The organism is Sphingobacterium sp. SG20118, from assembly GCF_044740685.1.
Classification (GTDB): domain Bacteria; phylum Bacteroidota; class Bacteroidia; order Sphingobacteriales; family Sphingobacteriaceae; genus Sphingobacterium.
In genome coordinates this window covers 1,818,333-1,834,739 of sequence record NZ_CP172826.1, presented here as the reverse complement: position 1 = coordinate 1,834,739, position 16,407 = coordinate 1,818,333, and the positions used below count along the sequence as shown (strand labels likewise).

At 32.9% G+C, this 16,407-nt stretch carries 17 protein-coding genes; 8 read left to right on the top strand and 9 right to left on the bottom strand.

The window, feature by feature from the left end:
* Positions 1–71: 71 nt before the first annotated feature.
* Both ACFX5U_RS08665 and ACFX5U_RS08660 read left to right on the top strand, forming a co-directional pair.
* On the top strand, positions 72–1,475 hold the full coding sequence (locus ACFX5U_RS08665; protein ID WP_400263123.1) for an AAA family ATPase: 1,404 nt from the start codon (positions 72–74) through the stop codon (positions 1,473–1,475).
* Positions 1,475–2,089, top strand: a complete 615-nt coding sequence (locus ACFX5U_RS08660; protein WP_400263122.1) for an HNH endonuclease — start codon at positions 1,475–1,477, stop codon at positions 2,087–2,089. The genes ACFX5U_RS08665 and ACFX5U_RS08660 overlap by 1 nt, the downstream gene beginning before the upstream one ends.
* 502 nt (positions 2,090–2,591) lie before the next feature.
* On the opposite strand, the gene ACFX5U_RS08655 is transcribed toward ACFX5U_RS08660, so the two are convergent.
* The 5 genes from ACFX5U_RS08655 to tnpA form a co-directional block, all read right to left on the bottom strand.
* The gene (locus tag ACFX5U_RS08655; protein ID WP_400263121.1) at positions 2,592–3,041 is read right to left on the bottom strand and encodes a hypothetical protein; all 450 of its coding nucleotides are present in this window, start codon (positions 3,039–3,041) and stop codon (positions 2,592–2,594) included.
* A 156-nt stretch (positions 3,042–3,197) separates the two neighbouring features.
* Positions 3,198–3,578 carry a hypothetical protein gene (locus ACFX5U_RS08650; RefSeq protein WP_400263120.1) on the bottom strand — a complete coding sequence of 127 codons (381 nt, stop codon included), beginning with the start codon at positions 3,576–3,578 and terminating at the stop codon, positions 3,198–3,200.
* A gap of 176 nt (positions 3,579–3,754) precedes the next feature.
* On the bottom strand, positions 3,755–4,615 hold the full coding sequence (locus ACFX5U_RS08645; RefSeq protein WP_400263119.1) for an FRG domain-containing protein: 861 nt from the start codon (positions 4,613–4,615) through the stop codon (positions 3,755–3,757).
* A gap of 108 nt (positions 4,616–4,723) precedes the next feature.
* Positions 4,724–5,287, bottom strand: a complete 564-nt coding sequence (locus ACFX5U_RS08640; protein WP_400263118.1) for a hypothetical protein — start codon at positions 5,285–5,287, stop codon at positions 4,724–4,726.
* A gap of 770 nt (positions 5,288–6,057) precedes the next feature.
* A complete protein-coding gene (gene tnpA / locus ACFX5U_RS08635; protein ID WP_400263117.1) occupies positions 6,058–6,312 on the bottom strand; it encodes an IS66 family insertion sequence element accessory protein TnpA in 255 nt (84 codons plus the stop codon).
* Positions 6,313–6,654: 342 nt separating this feature from the next.
* Here tnpA and ACFX5U_RS08630 point away from each other — a divergent pair, with 342 nt between their 5' ends.
* The 4 genes from ACFX5U_RS08630 (at position 6,655) to ACFX5U_RS08615 (ending at position 10,598) form a co-directional block, all read left to right on the top strand.
* Positions 6,655–6,849, top strand: coding sequence for a hypothetical protein (locus ACFX5U_RS08630; RefSeq protein ID WP_400263116.1), 195 nt, complete (start codon positions 6,655–6,657; stop codon positions 6,847–6,849).
* Between the two features lie 308 nt (positions 6,850–7,157).
* Entirely contained in the window at positions 7,158–8,168 is a 1,011-nt protein-coding gene (locus ACFX5U_RS08625; protein ID WP_400263115.1) for a hypothetical protein, read from the top strand.
* A gap of 215 nt (positions 8,169–8,383) precedes the next feature.
* Positions 8,384–9,619 (top strand): PIN-like domain-containing protein, encoded by a 1,236-nt coding sequence (locus ACFX5U_RS08620; protein ID WP_400263114.1) that lies wholly within the window; start codon positions 8,384–8,386, stop codon positions 9,617–9,619.
* Positions 9,620–9,788: 169 nt separating this feature from the next.
* On the top strand, positions 9,789–10,598 hold the full coding sequence (locus ACFX5U_RS08615) for an IS110 family transposase (RefSeq protein WP_400263113.1): 810 nt from the start codon (positions 9,789–9,791) through the stop codon (positions 10,596–10,598).
* A gap of 306 nt (positions 10,599–10,904) precedes the next feature.
* Here ACFX5U_RS08615 and ACFX5U_RS08610 read toward each other — a convergent pair whose 3' ends face one another.
* The gene (locus ACFX5U_RS08610) at positions 10,905–11,117 is read right to left on the bottom strand and encodes a hypothetical protein (protein ID WP_400263112.1); all 213 of its coding nucleotides are present in this window, start codon (positions 11,115–11,117) and stop codon (positions 10,905–10,907) included.
* A 64-nt stretch (positions 11,118–11,181) separates the two neighbouring features.
* Here ACFX5U_RS08610 and ACFX5U_RS08605 point away from each other — a divergent pair, with 64 nt between their 5' ends.
* The gene (locus tag ACFX5U_RS08605; protein WP_280565118.1) at positions 11,182–11,496 is read left to right on the top strand and encodes a transposase; all 315 of its coding nucleotides are present in this window, start codon (positions 11,182–11,184) and stop codon (positions 11,494–11,496) included.
* Positions 11,481–12,359, top strand: a complete 879-nt coding sequence (locus ACFX5U_RS08600; RefSeq protein WP_400263578.1) for an IS3 family transposase — start codon at positions 11,481–11,483, stop codon at positions 12,357–12,359. The genes ACFX5U_RS08605 and ACFX5U_RS08600 overlap by 16 nt, the downstream gene beginning before the upstream one ends.
* 72 nt (positions 12,360–12,431) lie before the next feature.
* Here ACFX5U_RS08600 and ACFX5U_RS08595 read toward each other — a convergent pair whose 3' ends face one another.
* The 3 genes from ACFX5U_RS08595 to ACFX5U_RS08585 all read right to left on the bottom strand — a co-directional run bounded on the left by ACFX5U_RS08595 (position 12,432) and on the right by ACFX5U_RS08585 (position 16,251).
* Positions 12,432–13,205 carry a DUF6602 domain-containing protein gene (locus ACFX5U_RS08595; protein WP_400263111.1) on the bottom strand — a complete coding sequence of 258 codons (774 nt, stop codon included), beginning with the start codon at positions 13,203–13,205 and terminating at the stop codon, positions 12,432–12,434.
* 90 nt (positions 13,206–13,295) lie between these two features.
* On the bottom strand, positions 13,296–14,990 hold the full coding sequence (locus tag ACFX5U_RS08590; protein WP_400263110.1) for a hypothetical protein: 1,695 nt from the start codon (positions 14,988–14,990) through the stop codon (positions 13,296–13,298).
* Positions 14,977–16,251 (bottom strand): hypothetical protein, encoded by a 1,275-nt coding sequence (locus ACFX5U_RS08585; protein WP_400263109.1) that lies wholly within the window; start codon positions 16,249–16,251, stop codon positions 14,977–14,979. The genes ACFX5U_RS08590 and ACFX5U_RS08585 overlap by 14 nt, the downstream gene beginning before the upstream one ends.
* Between the last annotated feature and the right edge of the window lie 156 nt (positions 16,252–16,407).

The window sequence follows — 16,407 nt, the reverse complement described above, 5'->3', positions numbered from 1 at the left end:
TTTAACAGTATTATAAGCATTTAAACCATATTATTCATTAACGAACAGCGAAATAATTTTATATAAAAACCATGACCGGATTTAGACTTTTTAGCATAACTCTTGAAACTAAAACAGTAATTACTAATAAAATCAATTTAATTGAAAATTTAGACAATATCGAAGACAACTACTTTTCTTTAATCGTTGGCAACAATGGAACTGGCAAAAGTCGAATTTTGAGTAAAATAACAAGGTTTTTCAATGACTTAAATCTAGACACTCATCGCAACTTCCAATTTAATGACCAATTGTTTGAATATAATAAGCTCCCTTCCAAAATAATTGCGATAACAAATAGTATATCCGACAAATTCCCTATTGATCAAGGCTTTAGACGTTCCAGTCGAGCAACTCACCCTACAAAACACAAAGATTTTATATACAACTATCTAGGGACAAGAAATACACTTAATAGCTTTTCAAATCGAGCGCTTATGAATCGAGCACTTGAAATAGTTTTCGAAAATTATTCTGAACTTGATGTCTCAAGAAGCTATAGACACATATTCGACTACCTAAATTATGAGCCTGTCATAAAGTTGAATTATAAGTTCAAAAATATCTTCTTCAAAGATTCTCAAGAAATGACTCCAGATTTCTTAGTGGACTATGCATATCACAAAATGCGTCCATCATATTACACAAATGATAGACTAATTGAAGAGATAAAACTTCGAGCTAATGAAATCTGCAATTTCCTAACCCAAAAAGTACTGTACGACAATATGTCTGAAAATGAGATTACAATAAATTTTTCAGAAAAAAACATAGGTCGTATGAAGGATGACAATTCATTATATTTTAATAATGTCAATGAATATGAGATAATCAACTTACTTAAAAAAATGGATTTAATCAGAAACGTGGAGATTCAAGTTTTTAAAAAAGGAGGTTTTGCGTTCAATTTTAGAGACGCCAGTTCTGGGGAAGCAAATATACTATCTACTTTACTTTCGCTAATACCCTTACTAAAAGATAATTCTTTAATTTTGATTGATGAACCTGAAATAAGTTTACATCCGCAATGGCAAGTTAAATACATTGATTTATTAAATAAGATTCTGGAAAAGGTTAAAGGTTGTCATGTAATTATTGCTTCACATTCTCCATTTCTAGCATCAGATTTGAAGCCTGATAATTCATCCGTTATTTCACTAAAGAACAAAAAGGGAATAATTTATTCCAATACAATTGATAATTCAACCTATGGATGGTCGGCTGAAGATATTTTATTAAACGTCTTCGAAATGCAAACAACAAGAAATAATAAGCTATACCAAAGCATATCTAAAGCGCTAATTCTATTATCACAAGACGACAGATCGTATGAAGAATTGAGAAGTATACAAAACACTTTAAAAGAGTTTTATGATTCAATACTGGAATCTGATCCAATCAAATCGATTATTAAAGCTATCATTAATGCATCCTAATGAATAACATATTAATTCCCTACCCATTCAACAAATCAGAAAAATCGCTTATTGCAATACATAGTAAGACACATGATGATTGGACTAAGACAACATTTGATGCAATTAAGTCAAACATTATTTCACACTTAAGATTGCAACAAAGTAATCTATGCTGTTACTGTAAGTATCCATTAGGATTCGATATAAAACAAGTCGATATTGAACACATTGTGCCAAAATCCCAATATCCAAAATTTAGCTTCCACTGTAAGAATTTAGCGTTAAGCTGCCCTGCTTGCAATACTAAAAAGAGTACAAAATCTGTTTTGAATAAAGCTATTACAAACTATCCTCGAAACGGAAGTAATTTCAAAATAGTACACGCTCACTTTGACGACTATTCAACCCACATAGATATTTTTGATAACTGTGTCTTCATTGCAAAGACAACCAAAGGTAGCGAAACCATAACTTGTTGTGAACTTTTCAGACTATCTACGGTGGAACAAAGAGTAAAAGCTTTTAAAGTACCAGAAGAAAGTCTAGTTCAACGGTTAATAGTCGAGTTAACAGATGAAGGCTCTAATGCATTAGATAGTCTAATATCCATTATTAGACCACTATTAAAATAAGATAAGAAGTTCGGTATCCTAGTGAATTCCGAACTTCCTCTGGTTCATTTTTTGTTGTATCGTCCATTGACAAGAATACCAGATCAACTCCAGCATTGCTTTTTTACGCCGTTTGGATAGATTATTTCAATCTTTTGGATCGTATTGTTTGTTGGTAGGACCTCAATAAAACCTGACGAGCTATTTTCTTCTTTGCTGACACCGATCTAATAAGATAAAGTATGAAGCTTAATGCCGTAAAAAAAACAAAACTCTTGCTGTATCTGTCTACTGCCAAAGCCACTTCTCAACTAAGGAGAGTATCTGACTCCGTTTTTCTTGTGCTGTATTCATATTAACAAAAGTAACAACCACTAATGGTCATTCAAATATGTACTTGCTAGGAAGGATACGTTTATCCGAAGATTTGGCTTCCTTAATCCCAAACTGCTTGTATTCATATCAACAAAAGTAACAACCACTAATAGTCATTCAAATATGCACTTGCTAGGACGGATACGTTTTACTCTTGTTTAACTAGTTTGAATTCGTTATTTTCAAGTATTAAAATAGCGTCCCCACCGAAATGCGTCAAACCACCTCGTATTCTTCCCTCTTCATATTTCAATACAATTGGATCCATTAGTGTGTACGAAATAGCATCATAGTTATCATTGTAAAGTCCGTCTCTGCTAACAGGATAATTATTGAACATCTCTTTATTGTAAGATGGTTGCATTGCTTTTATTAAAGCCTTCTCAGCGTCAAGAAATACTACTTCTTGTTTTGGGTAATTTTCTCCGAGCAATGAAGACACCATATCCTTAATGTCAGCTCCTTGTCCAAATGATTGAATTTGCAAATTATCTTGAAACTCAAATGGAAGAATTACAATTTCATTTGCTGGTAATTGTTTTTCAGTTACAGGTGATTCCAATGAAAGAATATCTTGAAATGTCGAATGTCCTCTCAACCGATTTAATATACTTTGCTTTGTCGCTTTACCAACATAATGAACTTTATAATGTAAAAATGATTTCCAATCCCCTTCAATTTCGCATTCAATTATTCCTTTCCACCAATTCTGCAGAAGTTTTTCAGGTGAAAACCAAATAAGAAATTCTTTTTCTTATTTTTTGTGCTTTAATAAGGAAAACCCATGAATGTTATTAAATGATGTGTTAGTTTGCTTAATTGTCTTGTCCAGATAATTAAATGCTACGTCAACCACATTGTCCTCCATTAATCCAAATATTTCTTGGTCAAAAGGTAATTTACATTTTAAAATATTAGAATTACCTCTTTGATGAATTTCAAAGTTCAATTGGTAAACTGTTTCGTCGGGAATTACATTTTCAAAAGTAATAACAGGTCTTTGTCCAATTATATAAAGACCTGCTTTATCTAATGCCCTTTGAATTGATTTTTCATTCTTAACTACGGCGAATTCATAAGCTGTCAAAGGAGCATAAGCTAATTCCAGTTGATTTAATAGACTTTTTCGGTTCATAAAATTGTAAATACGATTTGTAACTACCCGTTGTTAATGATTTAAAGACACTTCATAGTCATTCAAGCACAAGCTTTAAGAGATGCAAAAAACTTGATTTATTACTAAAGATCATTTAAGAAAATGTAGTTGAATTTTGCACTTCATCCCATCTGACGTCCATGTGACAATATTATTTATTTGTTGTAATTATATTTGTCTTTAATATACTTCGCATAATCTTCAAGTTCCGGAAATAATGTACTATTGTTTATTCCTAATAAGTCAAGTTCAGTAAGAATGTTCTTTTTTGCTTCTTTTGGTACAATTACGCTCTCGCTATTTGGTCTTAAAATCCATTCGGCATTTATCTCAGCACAGTTTGTTTTTCCACTCATCCCTTCATCACTTTTTTGTATTCCGAAAATAAGGAATGCACCATTTTGTTTTATTATTCTTGGATTGTCAAGTTTTACTTGAACAGCAAATACACCCTCAATATCTTTGGGGTTTATTATATCGTAAAAATGTGGCTTGTCTTCTTTTATTGAGTGTAGTAAATATCCAAAATAGGTGTTATTAATTTCTGCTACATCGTCATTATTAATATAATCAATATCATCATTAAAATCAAAACCAAAATCCACTTTTTGTTTTGCGATATTTGCTAAAATAGTAACCTTATCACTGTCGTAAAAACGTACAGATTTGATTGGTATATTTAACAAAATAACCTCTCCATTGACGTTGTCGTTTTCGCAACAAGCAAAATACAACGCCACCAATGGATTTCTTGTTATATCAAGAAGTCTTGTCGGAATCCCGTAATGTTGCATTTTCACAAGGACTTCGATTGCTTTTTTACATTTATAAAATTCTTGTGGACTGTTTACAATAGTTTCTTTATAAATATTATCTTCATTTATGTAAAAATTTTCTTTTCTGTATAGATTTGGTTTAAGCTTGTATGTCTCATCAGAATGCCCTCTAAAAAAAAGTTGTTTATTATCGATTTTAGATAGAACATTAATATATTCTGATATGTTATTTATTGTCATAATAATAAGTCCAGTACAATATTTCACAAAAAATAGAACCGTAAAAAGCACATTTTAATGATTTTTCCAACATGATTTGGTCCACGCACGTCCGCAATACTATCCTATTTAAAGCCCTAAACTAGGTCGTATATACTCAAAAACAGGAGAAGCAATCAAATTTGAGAATACACCAAGACCGATCTCCTTCATTAAAGAACCAATATTTATAAGTTGAGGTTGTATATCTTTATCTTTTACAAGTTGAGTTGATGCATAGTTTATTTCTAAACAAAACTCTTCTCTAATTTTTTTGTCTAAATTTTGTATATCTTTTGACAGAAGGTCAAAAAATGTTTTAATATCATCAAGTTGATATTGGTTATGCTGCGTCTGAACCGAATTATTTGAATTTTGTTGAAATTGTATCGGAGCGTTAATGTTACCCATCTGGATTGTATTGTTAACAATTGAATTTTCTCGTGGTACCTGCACTGAAGGTATTTTCATTTCAATCCATTTTTCCAATAAATCAATGCGAATTTCACCATCATTTACCTTTCTCAGATACGGAACAATTACGTACATCATGTGCTTGATGAACTTGTCATTTTCATTTTTTAAGTTTAAAATATAAAACTTATAGTGATGATCTAATAAACGATCTAACTCATAAACAGGAGTAAATTTCATTACTTTGTCTACAAACAATTTATCATAATCTTCCGGTACAGTGTTGGTGTAATGCGTAGAAACTACCGCCTCCCCGACTTCCTATCATTGCAAATATTTTTCTCGGCCCAAGATTACGCAATTGATAGCTATCATTTGACAAATTTTCGTCATTACTTATATCAAAAAATGTATTCATTAATATTTTATTTTATACACTAATATAATGAATCACGTAGTAGAAATAACCTCAGAACAATACAAAATAAATAAGCACCTCGAAATAAGCTAATTAAATATTTTTCAGTCTTTATATAATTGTCCCCGAAACCTTTACAAAAAATGAGCATCATAAAGCATGAAAAGTCTTCCGTTAAATTTGTAAATTATAGAATGTTCGTCAAATTGGGAATACAGACTTTAAGCTATCAAATAAACAAATCAGGTGAAAGCTGAACCTCGTCCAAATAAGATTCACCCCCCACACTGCTTTTAATTAACTCTACTTCAGGGACAAGAGATTCAAATGCTACAAAGTCAGAAAATATTCGTCTTTAATAAGAGGTTTCACTCGCGTCCTATATAATATTAGAGAATGTTCAATAGTCTCGAAGCAATTGCTTTTTACTAATGTATATGACGATTCTGTTCAGAAAGACAAAGACTTCTCCAGATGTAGGGTTGTGCTGCATACCCGAAAACCAAGCCATATAGCCCGTCAAAACTCTTACGCATATCGCAATGGCCTTGATAAAGGTAGAACCTGTGCGGTGAACCTAAGGAAAACATACTTAATAAAGGTGGATAAGTTTGGATACCAGGTTCAGATCAACTCCAGCATTAACTTTTACCCCGTTGGGATAGATAACTTCGATCTTTTGGATCGTATCGTTTGTTGGCAAGACCTCAATAAAACCTGACGGTACTTTCTCTTCTTTGCTCACACCGATCCAATAAGATAAAGTATGGAGTTTGATGCCGTCAAAAGAACAAAACTCCTGTAATGTCTGACCACTGCCACGCAACTTTTCAACCAAGGAGAGCATGTGAATCCTTTTCTTGTGCTGTATGTATAGCAACAAAAATAGCAACCACTAATGGTCAATCAAATATGTACTTGTTAGGACGGATACAGTGAAAAACCAAAAGTAGACTGAAAAATAAAATCAGCTAACTAAATAACGGAACAAGTAAGTAGGTCGTGCATACTAAACACTTACTTGTTCCGTTTCAGCTATTATAATGGTTTTTTTAGACCAGCTTCGCCCTTTCTTGGGAGCGGCCCAAAAGTTTGCCTACTGTTTGCCTAAGCCATCCAGAACAAAGGGTGAATATGGTGGTGAACTACTTTTGCTAAAAATTGATGAAAGTAAATTTGCTATTTACAATTGTATGCACTTAACGATCCAGCACTTGGTTTACAGGCAGATGCAGTTCAAACAAACTTTAAACTGTGGATTGTTCAAAATTTCTTACTCAGTCCTGCTCAGGCAACTGTCCTGACAGGGATCGATGATCCGCTTCACGTTACTTCGCGCAACAGTGTTCCATTTGCTTTCAGCACAGGCTCGAAATTGACCTGATTTATCTCTTACCTCCTATTAATCAAGGATACGTCAAGTGGCCTGTCTCAAACAATACGATAAAGGTTGAGGTAGATGGTACAGGCTAGGTGATCGCATCTGGCGCACTTACATTTACGATGACTTACAGATAAGGTCAAATTTCTTTTTAGATGAGGCTACTGGAAATATTCGGTTGCCTTTTTATATGGAGAAATCGAATAATGACTACCATATGTAATTCTCTGATTAAACTTTCGTAGATTTAACAGCATTAATAATCAACATATTAACCAATTTTATAATAAGAAAACCCTAAACATAGAAACATGATAAAACTTTACAAATTACTTACCCTGTTCCTGATCAGCACTTGCTGTTACGGACAAAGCAAAACAATGGTCATTGAACTTGATCCGGCATTGTTCCAAAAGGACTTTGCAAAATATGAGTCTACTACGGCTTTATACTGCGGCCAGCTATCCGAAATGGCTTACTGGAAGAGCGATCTGGTGACTGAAGCTTATGAAAAAATAAAGAATACCTATCCAGAAAACAACCTAAATTTCACCTTCCTTGATAATATAGAAACACATGCTCAGGCACTACTTTGGTGTACAAATGAATTTTTGGTCATTTCCTTCAGAGGTACCGAACCTTCAAAAATAAAAGATGTGATTACGGATATCAAGCTATGGAATTATTCAAATATTCCCTCGGAAAATGACAGATATGCCAATATGCCTTCCGGACATGGTGGATTTCGTAAATCCTTGATGGAATTGATTCGTTCAGAAAATATTTTTGATGAAATCGACGCTATAATCGCCAAAACTAATCCCGATGCTAATAGATCCACCTTTCCAATATACTTGACGGGGCATTCATTAGGAGCCGCAATTTCGCAACTATTCATTGAGTGCCTGAACTATAAAAAATATAATTTCTCTGGAGCATATCATTTCGCTCCACCATTGGCAGTATCATGTGAAATGAATGAATATATGCGACAATCATATGGTGATAAAGTGTATGATATTGTAAATTACAAGGATTACATTCCTAGAGCGGGTAGAAATGGAGTGGCACACTTTGGACAATTCCTTCGGATTTGCAATGACGGTTTTCTGTACAAAGAACGTAGTGCTTATGTGAAATTTACAATAAAAGAATATTTTTCAGCCCTGAAGTATCATAAATTGGATAATCATCTGATAACGATACGTGATCCTGAAAATTCTTTAACGAATATAATAGATCGTTCAACGGGCGAGTTTCCGTGCATGGGTGACAATATAAAATACATTAATCCATGTTCACCGATTGTTAATAAAAATTAATCATCACCTTACTTCTTTTTACGATAGAGCGTAGCTTTTTTTGAAAAAATTTGTACCTTTAGATGAAGTCATTTTTCGTACAATAAACAATTAGAATCTAATTATTATTTTGAAGATGACTTTTATAATATCCTATTTAACTTTAACGCATATTCGATAATTATAACATTTTGAATTACAGCTTCCCTAATCCATCATGAGAACCAACGTATATAATGAACAGTAAATTTTATCAGCAAAAATTTGAGCTTAGCCAAGAAAGAGAAGAAAAATTATGGAATGACTCCGTGATAGTATTTGATACATCTGCTCTCATAGATTTTTACTATTATCCGGAAGATACTCGAAAGGAAATTTACAATAAAATTTTAAAAATACTGAAGGACAGATTATGGATTCCACACCACGTGCAATTCGAATATTTAAAAAATAGGAAAAACGTAATAAGAAAACCTGTTGAAGAAAAATATGGACCCCTAAAAAAGGAGAAAATAAAAAATTTGATTGGTGCGAAAGATTTGATAATGCAAATTTCAGAACAGATTCATAAAGATACTAAAAAGTCAGAAAAACACCCATTCTTACCCCAAAATAAGATTAACGAATTTCTTCATTTTACAGAAGAAATCGATGATAAGGTAAAACAGTTTGAGAAAGATCTCCTTATGGAGATAGACAAACAAGAAACGCAAATCAAATCTTTACTGGTTAATGATACAATTTTATCAACTTTTGAATCCTTTTTAAAAGTTGGAGAAGAATTTAATTTTTCTAAAATAATGGAAATAGTGTCTGAAGGAAAACTTAGATATGAGTTCAAAATTCCACCTGGGTATTTAGATGCTAAGGATAAAGTGGGGACACAAATTTTTGGAGACCTAATTGTATGGAAACAGATATTGGAATTCTCTAAAAGTGAAAACAAAAACATCATATTTGTCTGCAATGATCTAAAACTTGATTGGTGCTATACAGATTCAAGAAAAAGGATAGAAAGCCCTAGACCAGAATTAATAAAAGAATTTTATGATTATACCAGTAAGGAATTTTGGATGTATGATCAGTCTCAATTTCTGGTCAAAGCGAATAATTATCTTAAAACCAATGTAGAAACTCGTAAAATAGAAGAAATCTCAAAAGTTATAGATACGAGAAACGAAGTTGATCTAAGTTTTAGGTGTGGAAATTGTGGACATATTAATAAGATACCTTTCGAACAATTGAATTTAGATTTTGATTGTGTTGATAGCTCGCCAAGAAATATGGGAGCTGAAAACCAATATCAATCAGATGAGACATCATTATGCGCTAAATGTGGACATCAGATCGACATTTTTTTACAGATCTGGGAATATCCAGAAGGCGTTCATAATTACGAAAACATAGAAATAGAAAATGGAGAAATAATTGACAGTCCAGGTTTTGTAGGTCATTTTTGGAAGAATTATTAAATTCAAATAAACGCATGGAACAAGACCGATGAACTGTTGGTAGAAAATACCGTTCAGGACGTTCCGTCACACGCTTTCTTTCATCTTAAAACTGGATAGCTCAATGAATCTTTAAATCCGCATTTACGACGATAGTTTTATAGATGTTATTTAATCTTAAATCAAAGTTATGAGATGTATTGGAATCGATGTGAGCAAGATCAGTTTTACAGTTGCTTACCCTACAGAAAATGCCTATCGTTTGGAAATCTTTAAGAACGAGAATAAAGGCATTAGAATGTTTATCACCACACTTCATGAAGATAATTACCATTGTGTCCTAGAAGCTACAGGCACTTATAGTACTCTTTTGGTCTATTTGCTCCAAGAAGCACAGATAGCTGTATCTATGGTAAATCCTAAACAGATTAATCACTTCGCTAAGATGATGCTAAGTGTCACGAAAACCGACAATCTAGATGCAAAGTTGATTGCTCTGTACGGAGAAAAAATGAAACCTGATATCTATAAGATGCCAAGCCTGACCATTCAAGGGCTTCGGCAAAAACGGACTCTACTTAGGCAATTTAAGAAGCAATTACGTATGCTTTTAAATGTTCAGAAATCATTCCTAGCACTACCTAAAGTCGATAATACGGCAAACAAAGCTCTAAAAAAGAGTATTGCTTTCATTGAAAAGCAGATACAAGAATTGAATCTTGATATGGTCGCCGTAACCCGTGCTCAATTTTCAACCCAGCTGGATCACCTTACATCTATTAAAGGTATAGGAAATGGGGTTGCGACGGCACTTATAATGGCAACAGGTGGTTTTGAGTACTTTGATTCAGCCAAAAAGTTTGCAAAATACATAGGCGTGTTCCCCAGCTATCAGCAATCGGGAACATCAATAAAAACTAAAGGATTCATTACTCGACATGGCGACCCAGAAACTTCGCTCGCTACTTTATATTGCCACTTGGTCAGCAATCCGATTTAACACCCCTTGCAAAGAATTATACGAGCGCTTAAAAAGCAGAGGCAAACCAAGCAAAGTGGCGTTAATGGCCGTCATAAATAAGCTATTAAGACAAGCCTTTGCAGTGATTATATCGAATACGGATTACGTTGACAATTATGCTTGTTCAACAGAATAAATAGCTGTAAAAAAAAATGGAATTTAATATAGTTCGTACTGTAATAGCAGAGTATATACTATCAAAAACATGCATGCATTTATCATAAGTACGCTTGTGAGGTCTATCTTTTCAAATATTCGTGAGTAATTTTATATCCTACTTTAGGATTACTTAATCAATTTACTCTTTATTTCGGCGCTCAACTCATAGATTTTTCTAATTTGAGGTTGGAGCTCTTTATCTAAGATATCAATTTCAGACTGAACGAAGTATAGGTTGCTAAATTTCAGTTCATCTAAAAGAGTAGTCATCAAACGTAGCTCATATATAAAATACTGTACTATCTCTGATGGTGCCTTTTCTTTTATTTCTTCGAACATTGAATGGAGTTGCTACATTTGAGTAGACAATAAGTTAAGAGAATTTGATAACTTAACAGAAATTATGTCACGAGAGAGAAAAGCATACCCAAGAGAGTTCAAGGTGATGAGCGTTGAATTGAGTAATACCCGCAGAGATTTGGGGGCACTTGCCAAAGAACTGGATATCAGTCCAGCGTTATTGTACCGCTGGCGGAAAGAGTTTTCAAGCAAACAAGACCGTAGTTTTCCAGGAAATGGAAAAGTCATACTCAGCGCAGCTGAGCAAGAGTTGGCATTATTGAAGAAAGAGCTACGTGAGACACAGATGGAGCGCGACATTTTAAAAAAGGCTATCAGCATTTTCTCCAAGGGCGACAACAAATATTCGGGTTCATAAAGGATCATAGCAGGGTATTTTTAGTTGGGAAGATGTGCTCAGTATTTAAAGTGAGTAGAGCTGGATTTTACAAATGGTCAATCAGCAGTCCATCAAATAGAAGCATTGAAAATCAAATGGTTGAAGCAGAGGTTTTACAGGCTTTTGAAAATAGTAAAAAGATATATGGTAGTCCTAGGATTACCCTAGAGCTTCGTAAAAAAGCGATTAGGATATCCAGACCAAGAGTTGCCAGAATCATGAGAAAAGCAAAGCTGAGAAGTATTGTGAAGAAGAAATTTAAGATTACTACAGACTCTAGTCATAAATTCCCTGTGCCGGATAATGTATTGGACCGCGATTTTAAACCAGGTACTTTGGGCGCTGTATGGGTATCGGATATTACTTATATCAGGACTAAGCAAGGCTGGCTGTACCTGACAACGGTGATCGATCTGGGTGATAGAAAAATCATTGGCTGGGCATTAAGTACGACGATGAAAGCGAATGATACGGCAATCCCGGCCTTTAAAATGGCGCAATCAAGAAGACCGGTTACTCAGAAGCTCATTTTTCATTCTGATCGTGGAGTTCAATATGCCTGCAATGAATTCCGAGGGTTACTGGAAAAAAATCCATTGATCACCAGGAGTATGAGCAGAAAAGGTAATTGCTGGGACAACGCGGTGGCAGAAAGCTTCTTTAAGACACTAAAAGCTGAATGTGTATATCAGCACAAGTTTACGGATAAAGAACAGGCTGCCCGCATCGTTTTCGAATACATTGAGACTTGGTATAACCGTAAAAGACTACATTCTACACTGGGATACATGTCCCCAGAGGAATTTGGAAGAAACTTAAATAAACAAAATATTGCAGCTTAACCAAATGTCTACTTTATTGTTGCAATTCCAACAAGACAATGCAAAAGAGTAAATTAAAGTGAACAATATTTATTACATATCAAATAATTCTATGGCAAAAATACTTTTCAGTGTATTATCGTCTTGAATTGAAACTTCCGATAACTTACTAATTGCCGCTTGTGATAAATAATTATGTACTTTGGAATTAATGTCTTTATAAAAAAGCTCTAAAGAACTTATGTCTTTGTCAGTATTGTCAAGATAATTATAAGATGTGTAGCCCATTTTATCTCTTTCAAAAACCACATAGTCTTTCTTTAATAAATATGAAGAGTCTATACCGGCAATAACATCCGGAAGATGCTGAAAAGTATCATGATCGAATTTCTGGTATTCAGTAGAATGTTTAAAAGAGTGAAAGTAATCTCCTAGCCTACTAACATCTGCAGAATTATAAATGAATAGATATTTAGAGGTATTCGAGTGCAATTGTTTTGATATGGAATTAAAATATTTGATTATATCATGAAATGCAGTTTTACTTTTAACAGTAGTTTTTACTTCAATGATTGCAATTACTGAATTATTTGGTACAATTACAATATTGTTAATTCTATAAAATGGCGCAAACAATTGACTATCATAAATTATTATATCAATCTGCTTTGAAAGCACCCCCGCATTGTCTACAACAAAACCTTGCTCAACAGAAACTCCCTTTGGCAAATACGTCAGCAAGAACTTCCTAAGTATTTCTTCTGTTAAAGTTCCTATTGTTGGATTGTGTTTTTTAATAAATGTCTTTACCTGTGACAGTTCATTAAGTAGTTCTTCAGTTTTTAAGCGATAAAATTCATTGAACATATTGATTTACAATTAATCAGTAAAAATATTAAAAGCAATTTAGTTTTAATCAATTCGATGCATCACTGTTAAAGACATCTAAATAAAGTTCTATATTGCTGGATTAAATGTTCTGAAACCATATTTCCTCTCTCTTTTCTTGAAAGCTTCCTCTCCACCTTCAACGATATCGGCAATATGTTCCTTGATACCCATTGATTTTAAAAGATCAGTTTCATTTATGTCAAATAAAACCGAATTCTCAATAGAACCATTTATATAATCAAATTGATAAGGGCTTGTAGTTTCTTTATCATTTTGTCCTTTTTGATTTGCCACAATAACATTCTCAGCGTCAGCATTAACGACAACATTCGCATTATGAGTTACAAGGATTATTTGTCTTTCAAGTTTTTTATTTCTCAAATACTCGACCAGATTTTTAGTTATTGACCGATTATCCAAATTATCTTCTGGTTGATCAATTAGTATTGGAGATTTAGATTTACTTAGTCCAACGATTAGCATCAAAATTACGAAACTAGCTTTACCGGTCGACATTTTTTTAAGTTCGTCGTCATCATAAATAACATCCCAGTAATCAAAAAAATAATCATATAAAAGTGTCTTTACTGTTTCTTTTAAATCAGCTTTACTAACAAACGGATAGTCCTCCTTCTCTACCATAGATTCAAAAACTATCTTAAGATCAGAAACGATTTGATCGATCTCGATTATCTCAAGATTATTCTTCCTTGGATCCAGAATATTAAATCGTTCTGAATTCAATTTTCTGCCATCGGTTCTCTGAAATATACGTTCTCTCATTTTGGAAAAGTTATATTTAGGTGTCCCAATTATTTTTAAATTATCATTTTCAAGCATTTCCGCTCTTTCTTTAAGGTCGGAGATTACTAAATCGTATTCTTCAAAATTACGTTTGAATGTATTGAATAATTTGACCTTCTCGACTTCCATTGCTTTAGAATTTTTACCAATTTCAATAGTTAATTGATTAATCCCATTAATTTTTTGTTTGTCTGAAGTCACTAAAATCTCTAAACCTTCAATCTCCTTTTTAATTACTTCATTCTGTAGAAATGGCTTTAAGTCTGTTCTAAGTTGACTTGATCGTTTTCCTCTTTGTTGAAATTGATCTTTGAAAATATTTTCCGCTATAAAGCGTCGGTTGTCATCGAGTTTAATTTCAGCAATTAGTTTCTCAATAGCTTCAAAAGCATTGTCAAGCACCTTATATGTGACCTTTAATTTCTGCCCAATCTCTTTGTTTTCTATAGATGCCAATAACTGAATTTTCTTTTGAATCAACCCGTCTAGAGTATTTTTGGTATTTGTATTAAATGAAAATACTTTACCATAATCGGAACGAATTTTAGTAATTTCCAACTCTATTTGTTCTGACTCTTTACTTAGAATACCATATTCATTTATCTCCTTGGGCGATAAACCTGCCTTTTCATTCAGATTCTTAATCTTGGCTTCATTTGTTTCAACATTTGTTTGCAGAACAGTTTTGTCACCTCGTTGAATCAAATCGACCTTTTGCAAAGCAATTTGATCTCTAATCTCAAAATAGTTATTAATGATACTTTCTCTCTCTAAATCATTTGATTTCAAACGACTTTTAAATTCATTATATAACAAATTTGAATCTTCATCCTCTAGTAGTAGACCTCGAACAAGTTTCAGAAGTTCATTTCCTTTTTTGTTTTCTGGCTCAGCTAATTTGGAAAGGTAATTCTGAGGAATGTATTTAATTTCAGATAGTATACTAGGTTTCTTCATCACCTCTATTAATAGTCTGGGTATGTCCAGAAGCAATTTTCACTTCGAAGTCAAAATCAAATGGAAATTCGTACTTATACGAATGACCACTATTATCACGTTTTAAGATTGACCTATCTGGTAAAAGAGTTTTTGCAATGGCGAAAAGCAAAATAGATTTACCTGAAGACTTTCCTCCAATTATTACATTAAGATTTTTATTAAGCTTAATAGATTTTGGGGTGAAGCTGTTTTCTTTAGTAATAAAGCGGACTTCTTCTATAACTAATTTATCCTCTTTTAAATCTGGTTCAACATCCTGAATTTTCACTCGTTGATCCGGCTCATAAATAATCTGTTTCAGTCCTTGAAAATTTAGCTCTCCTTTAATCCAGGTAAATCTATTGAATAATACACTTTCATTATGCGCGTCACAACCAACAAGGCAAGCTTTAAGCGAACCCCTCTCCTTGATAACTAATTGTCTTTCTGCAATCTTTTGTACCTCTGTACAGCTTTCATTTTCATCCAAACGTTTCCCCAAAAAATATTGGATATCTTTATCTCTAGCAGAGAAAATTGCGTCAGAAAGTAGATAGATTGAATTTCTGACACCATCAAGAGCTCCAGGTTCCCCTGAAAACATTTCATAATGTCCTTGAGTACCTGACGCTCCGTCTTTATTTGAGTTACTGATAATAACGATAGTATTGTCTCTCAAATTGGGCTTATTCTCAAACAGAGTCTTTAGCGTCTTAGGATCTATTACATAATTATCTACACCTAAATTATAGAGTTTTTTAATGTCTGAAGTTGTAGAATCAAAAGTTTTCCCATAAGCTATTAGGTCAGCTCTGTTCATCTTATAGCCTGCTTGATTTTCGATAGAATTGAAAAAATCATTTTCTAAACAATCAAAATAATCAGGATTGAATATACAATGGATATTTATTAACTTTCCTGAGCTAGTAGAAGGTAACATTCTTAATTCTACATTGGGAAGAATAAATATTTTTTGAATCAATTCGCTCTCATTTTTAGTAAAAGCAAATTCTCCCCCGGACATCTTACTATTTATCTCTTTTAAAAATTGAACAGCAATTTTATAATTATCAATTGAAAAATAATCCGTTATACCAATTGCATTAATTCCATTCTGCAAGGCAGCTTTAAAAAAATGAATATAAAATGCATCAGGATCTCGTAAAGAGAATTGATCATTTTTATTTGTACCTACAGTATGAACATGAATATTCCATTTATTCCATTGTGAACCCTTCATGAATATTTAATTAAATAGGATTATTAAAAGTTTGTTTAAAATCCTAAAGTAATAGTTTTTATTCATAAATATGGTATTTAAAGTCACCATATTTTATATGAAACTATTAATAATTGTACTATAGAATAGTAAATAAAAATCAAAAAAATGGATTGA

What these genes read in the sequence shown, in the direction of transcription:
- ACFX5U_RS08665 (WP_400263123.1), top strand. Translation starts at nt 72, where the DNA reads ATGACCGGATTTAGACTTTTTAGCATAACTCTTGAAACTAAAACAGTA.
- ACFX5U_RS08660 (WP_400263122.1), top strand. Translation starts at nt 1,475, where the DNA reads ATGAATAACATATTAATTCCCTACCCATTCAACAAATCAGAAAAATCG.
- ACFX5U_RS08650 (WP_400263120.1), bottom strand. Translation starts at nt 3,578, where the DNA reads ATGAACCGAAAAAGTCTATTAAATCAACTGGAATTAGCTTATGCTCCT.
- ACFX5U_RS08645 (WP_400263119.1), bottom strand. Translation starts at nt 4,615, where the DNA reads ATGACAATAAATAACATATCAGAATATATTAATGTTCTATCTAAAATC.
- ACFX5U_RS08640 (WP_400263118.1), bottom strand. Translation starts at nt 5,287, where the DNA reads ATGAAATTTACTCCTGTTTATGAGTTAGATCGTTTATTAGATCATCAC.
- tnpA (WP_400263117.1), bottom strand. Translation starts at nt 6,312, where the DNA reads ATGCTCTCCTTGGTTGAAAAGTTGCGTGGCAGTGGTCAGACATTACAG.
- ACFX5U_RS08625 (WP_400263115.1), top strand. Translation starts at nt 7,158, where the DNA reads ATGATAAAACTTTACAAATTACTTACCCTGTTCCTGATCAGCACTTGC.
- ACFX5U_RS08620 (WP_400263114.1), top strand. Translation starts at nt 8,384, where the DNA reads ATGAACAGTAAATTTTATCAGCAAAAATTTGAGCTTAGCCAAGAAAGA.
- ACFX5U_RS08615 (WP_400263113.1), top strand. Translation starts at nt 9,789, where the DNA reads ATGAGATGTATTGGAATCGATGTGAGCAAGATCAGTTTTACAGTTGCT.
- ACFX5U_RS08610 (WP_400263112.1), bottom strand. Translation starts at nt 11,117, where the DNA reads ATGTTCGAAGAAATAAAAGAAAAGGCACCATCAGAGATAGTACAGTAT.
- ACFX5U_RS08605 (WP_280565118.1), top strand. Translation starts at nt 11,182, where the DNA reads ATGTCACGAGAGAGAAAAGCATACCCAAGAGAGTTCAAGGTGATGAGC.
- ACFX5U_RS08595 (WP_400263111.1), bottom strand. Translation starts at nt 13,205, where the DNA reads ATGTTCAATGAATTTTATCGCTTAAAAACTGAAGAACTACTTAATGAA.
- ACFX5U_RS08590 (WP_400263110.1), bottom strand. Translation starts at nt 14,990, where the DNA reads ATGAAGAAACCTAGTATACTATCTGAAATTAAATACATTCCTCAGAAT.
- ACFX5U_RS08585 (WP_400263109.1), bottom strand. Translation starts at nt 16,251, where the DNA reads ATGAAGGGTTCACAATGGAATAAATGGAATATTCATGTTCATACTGTA.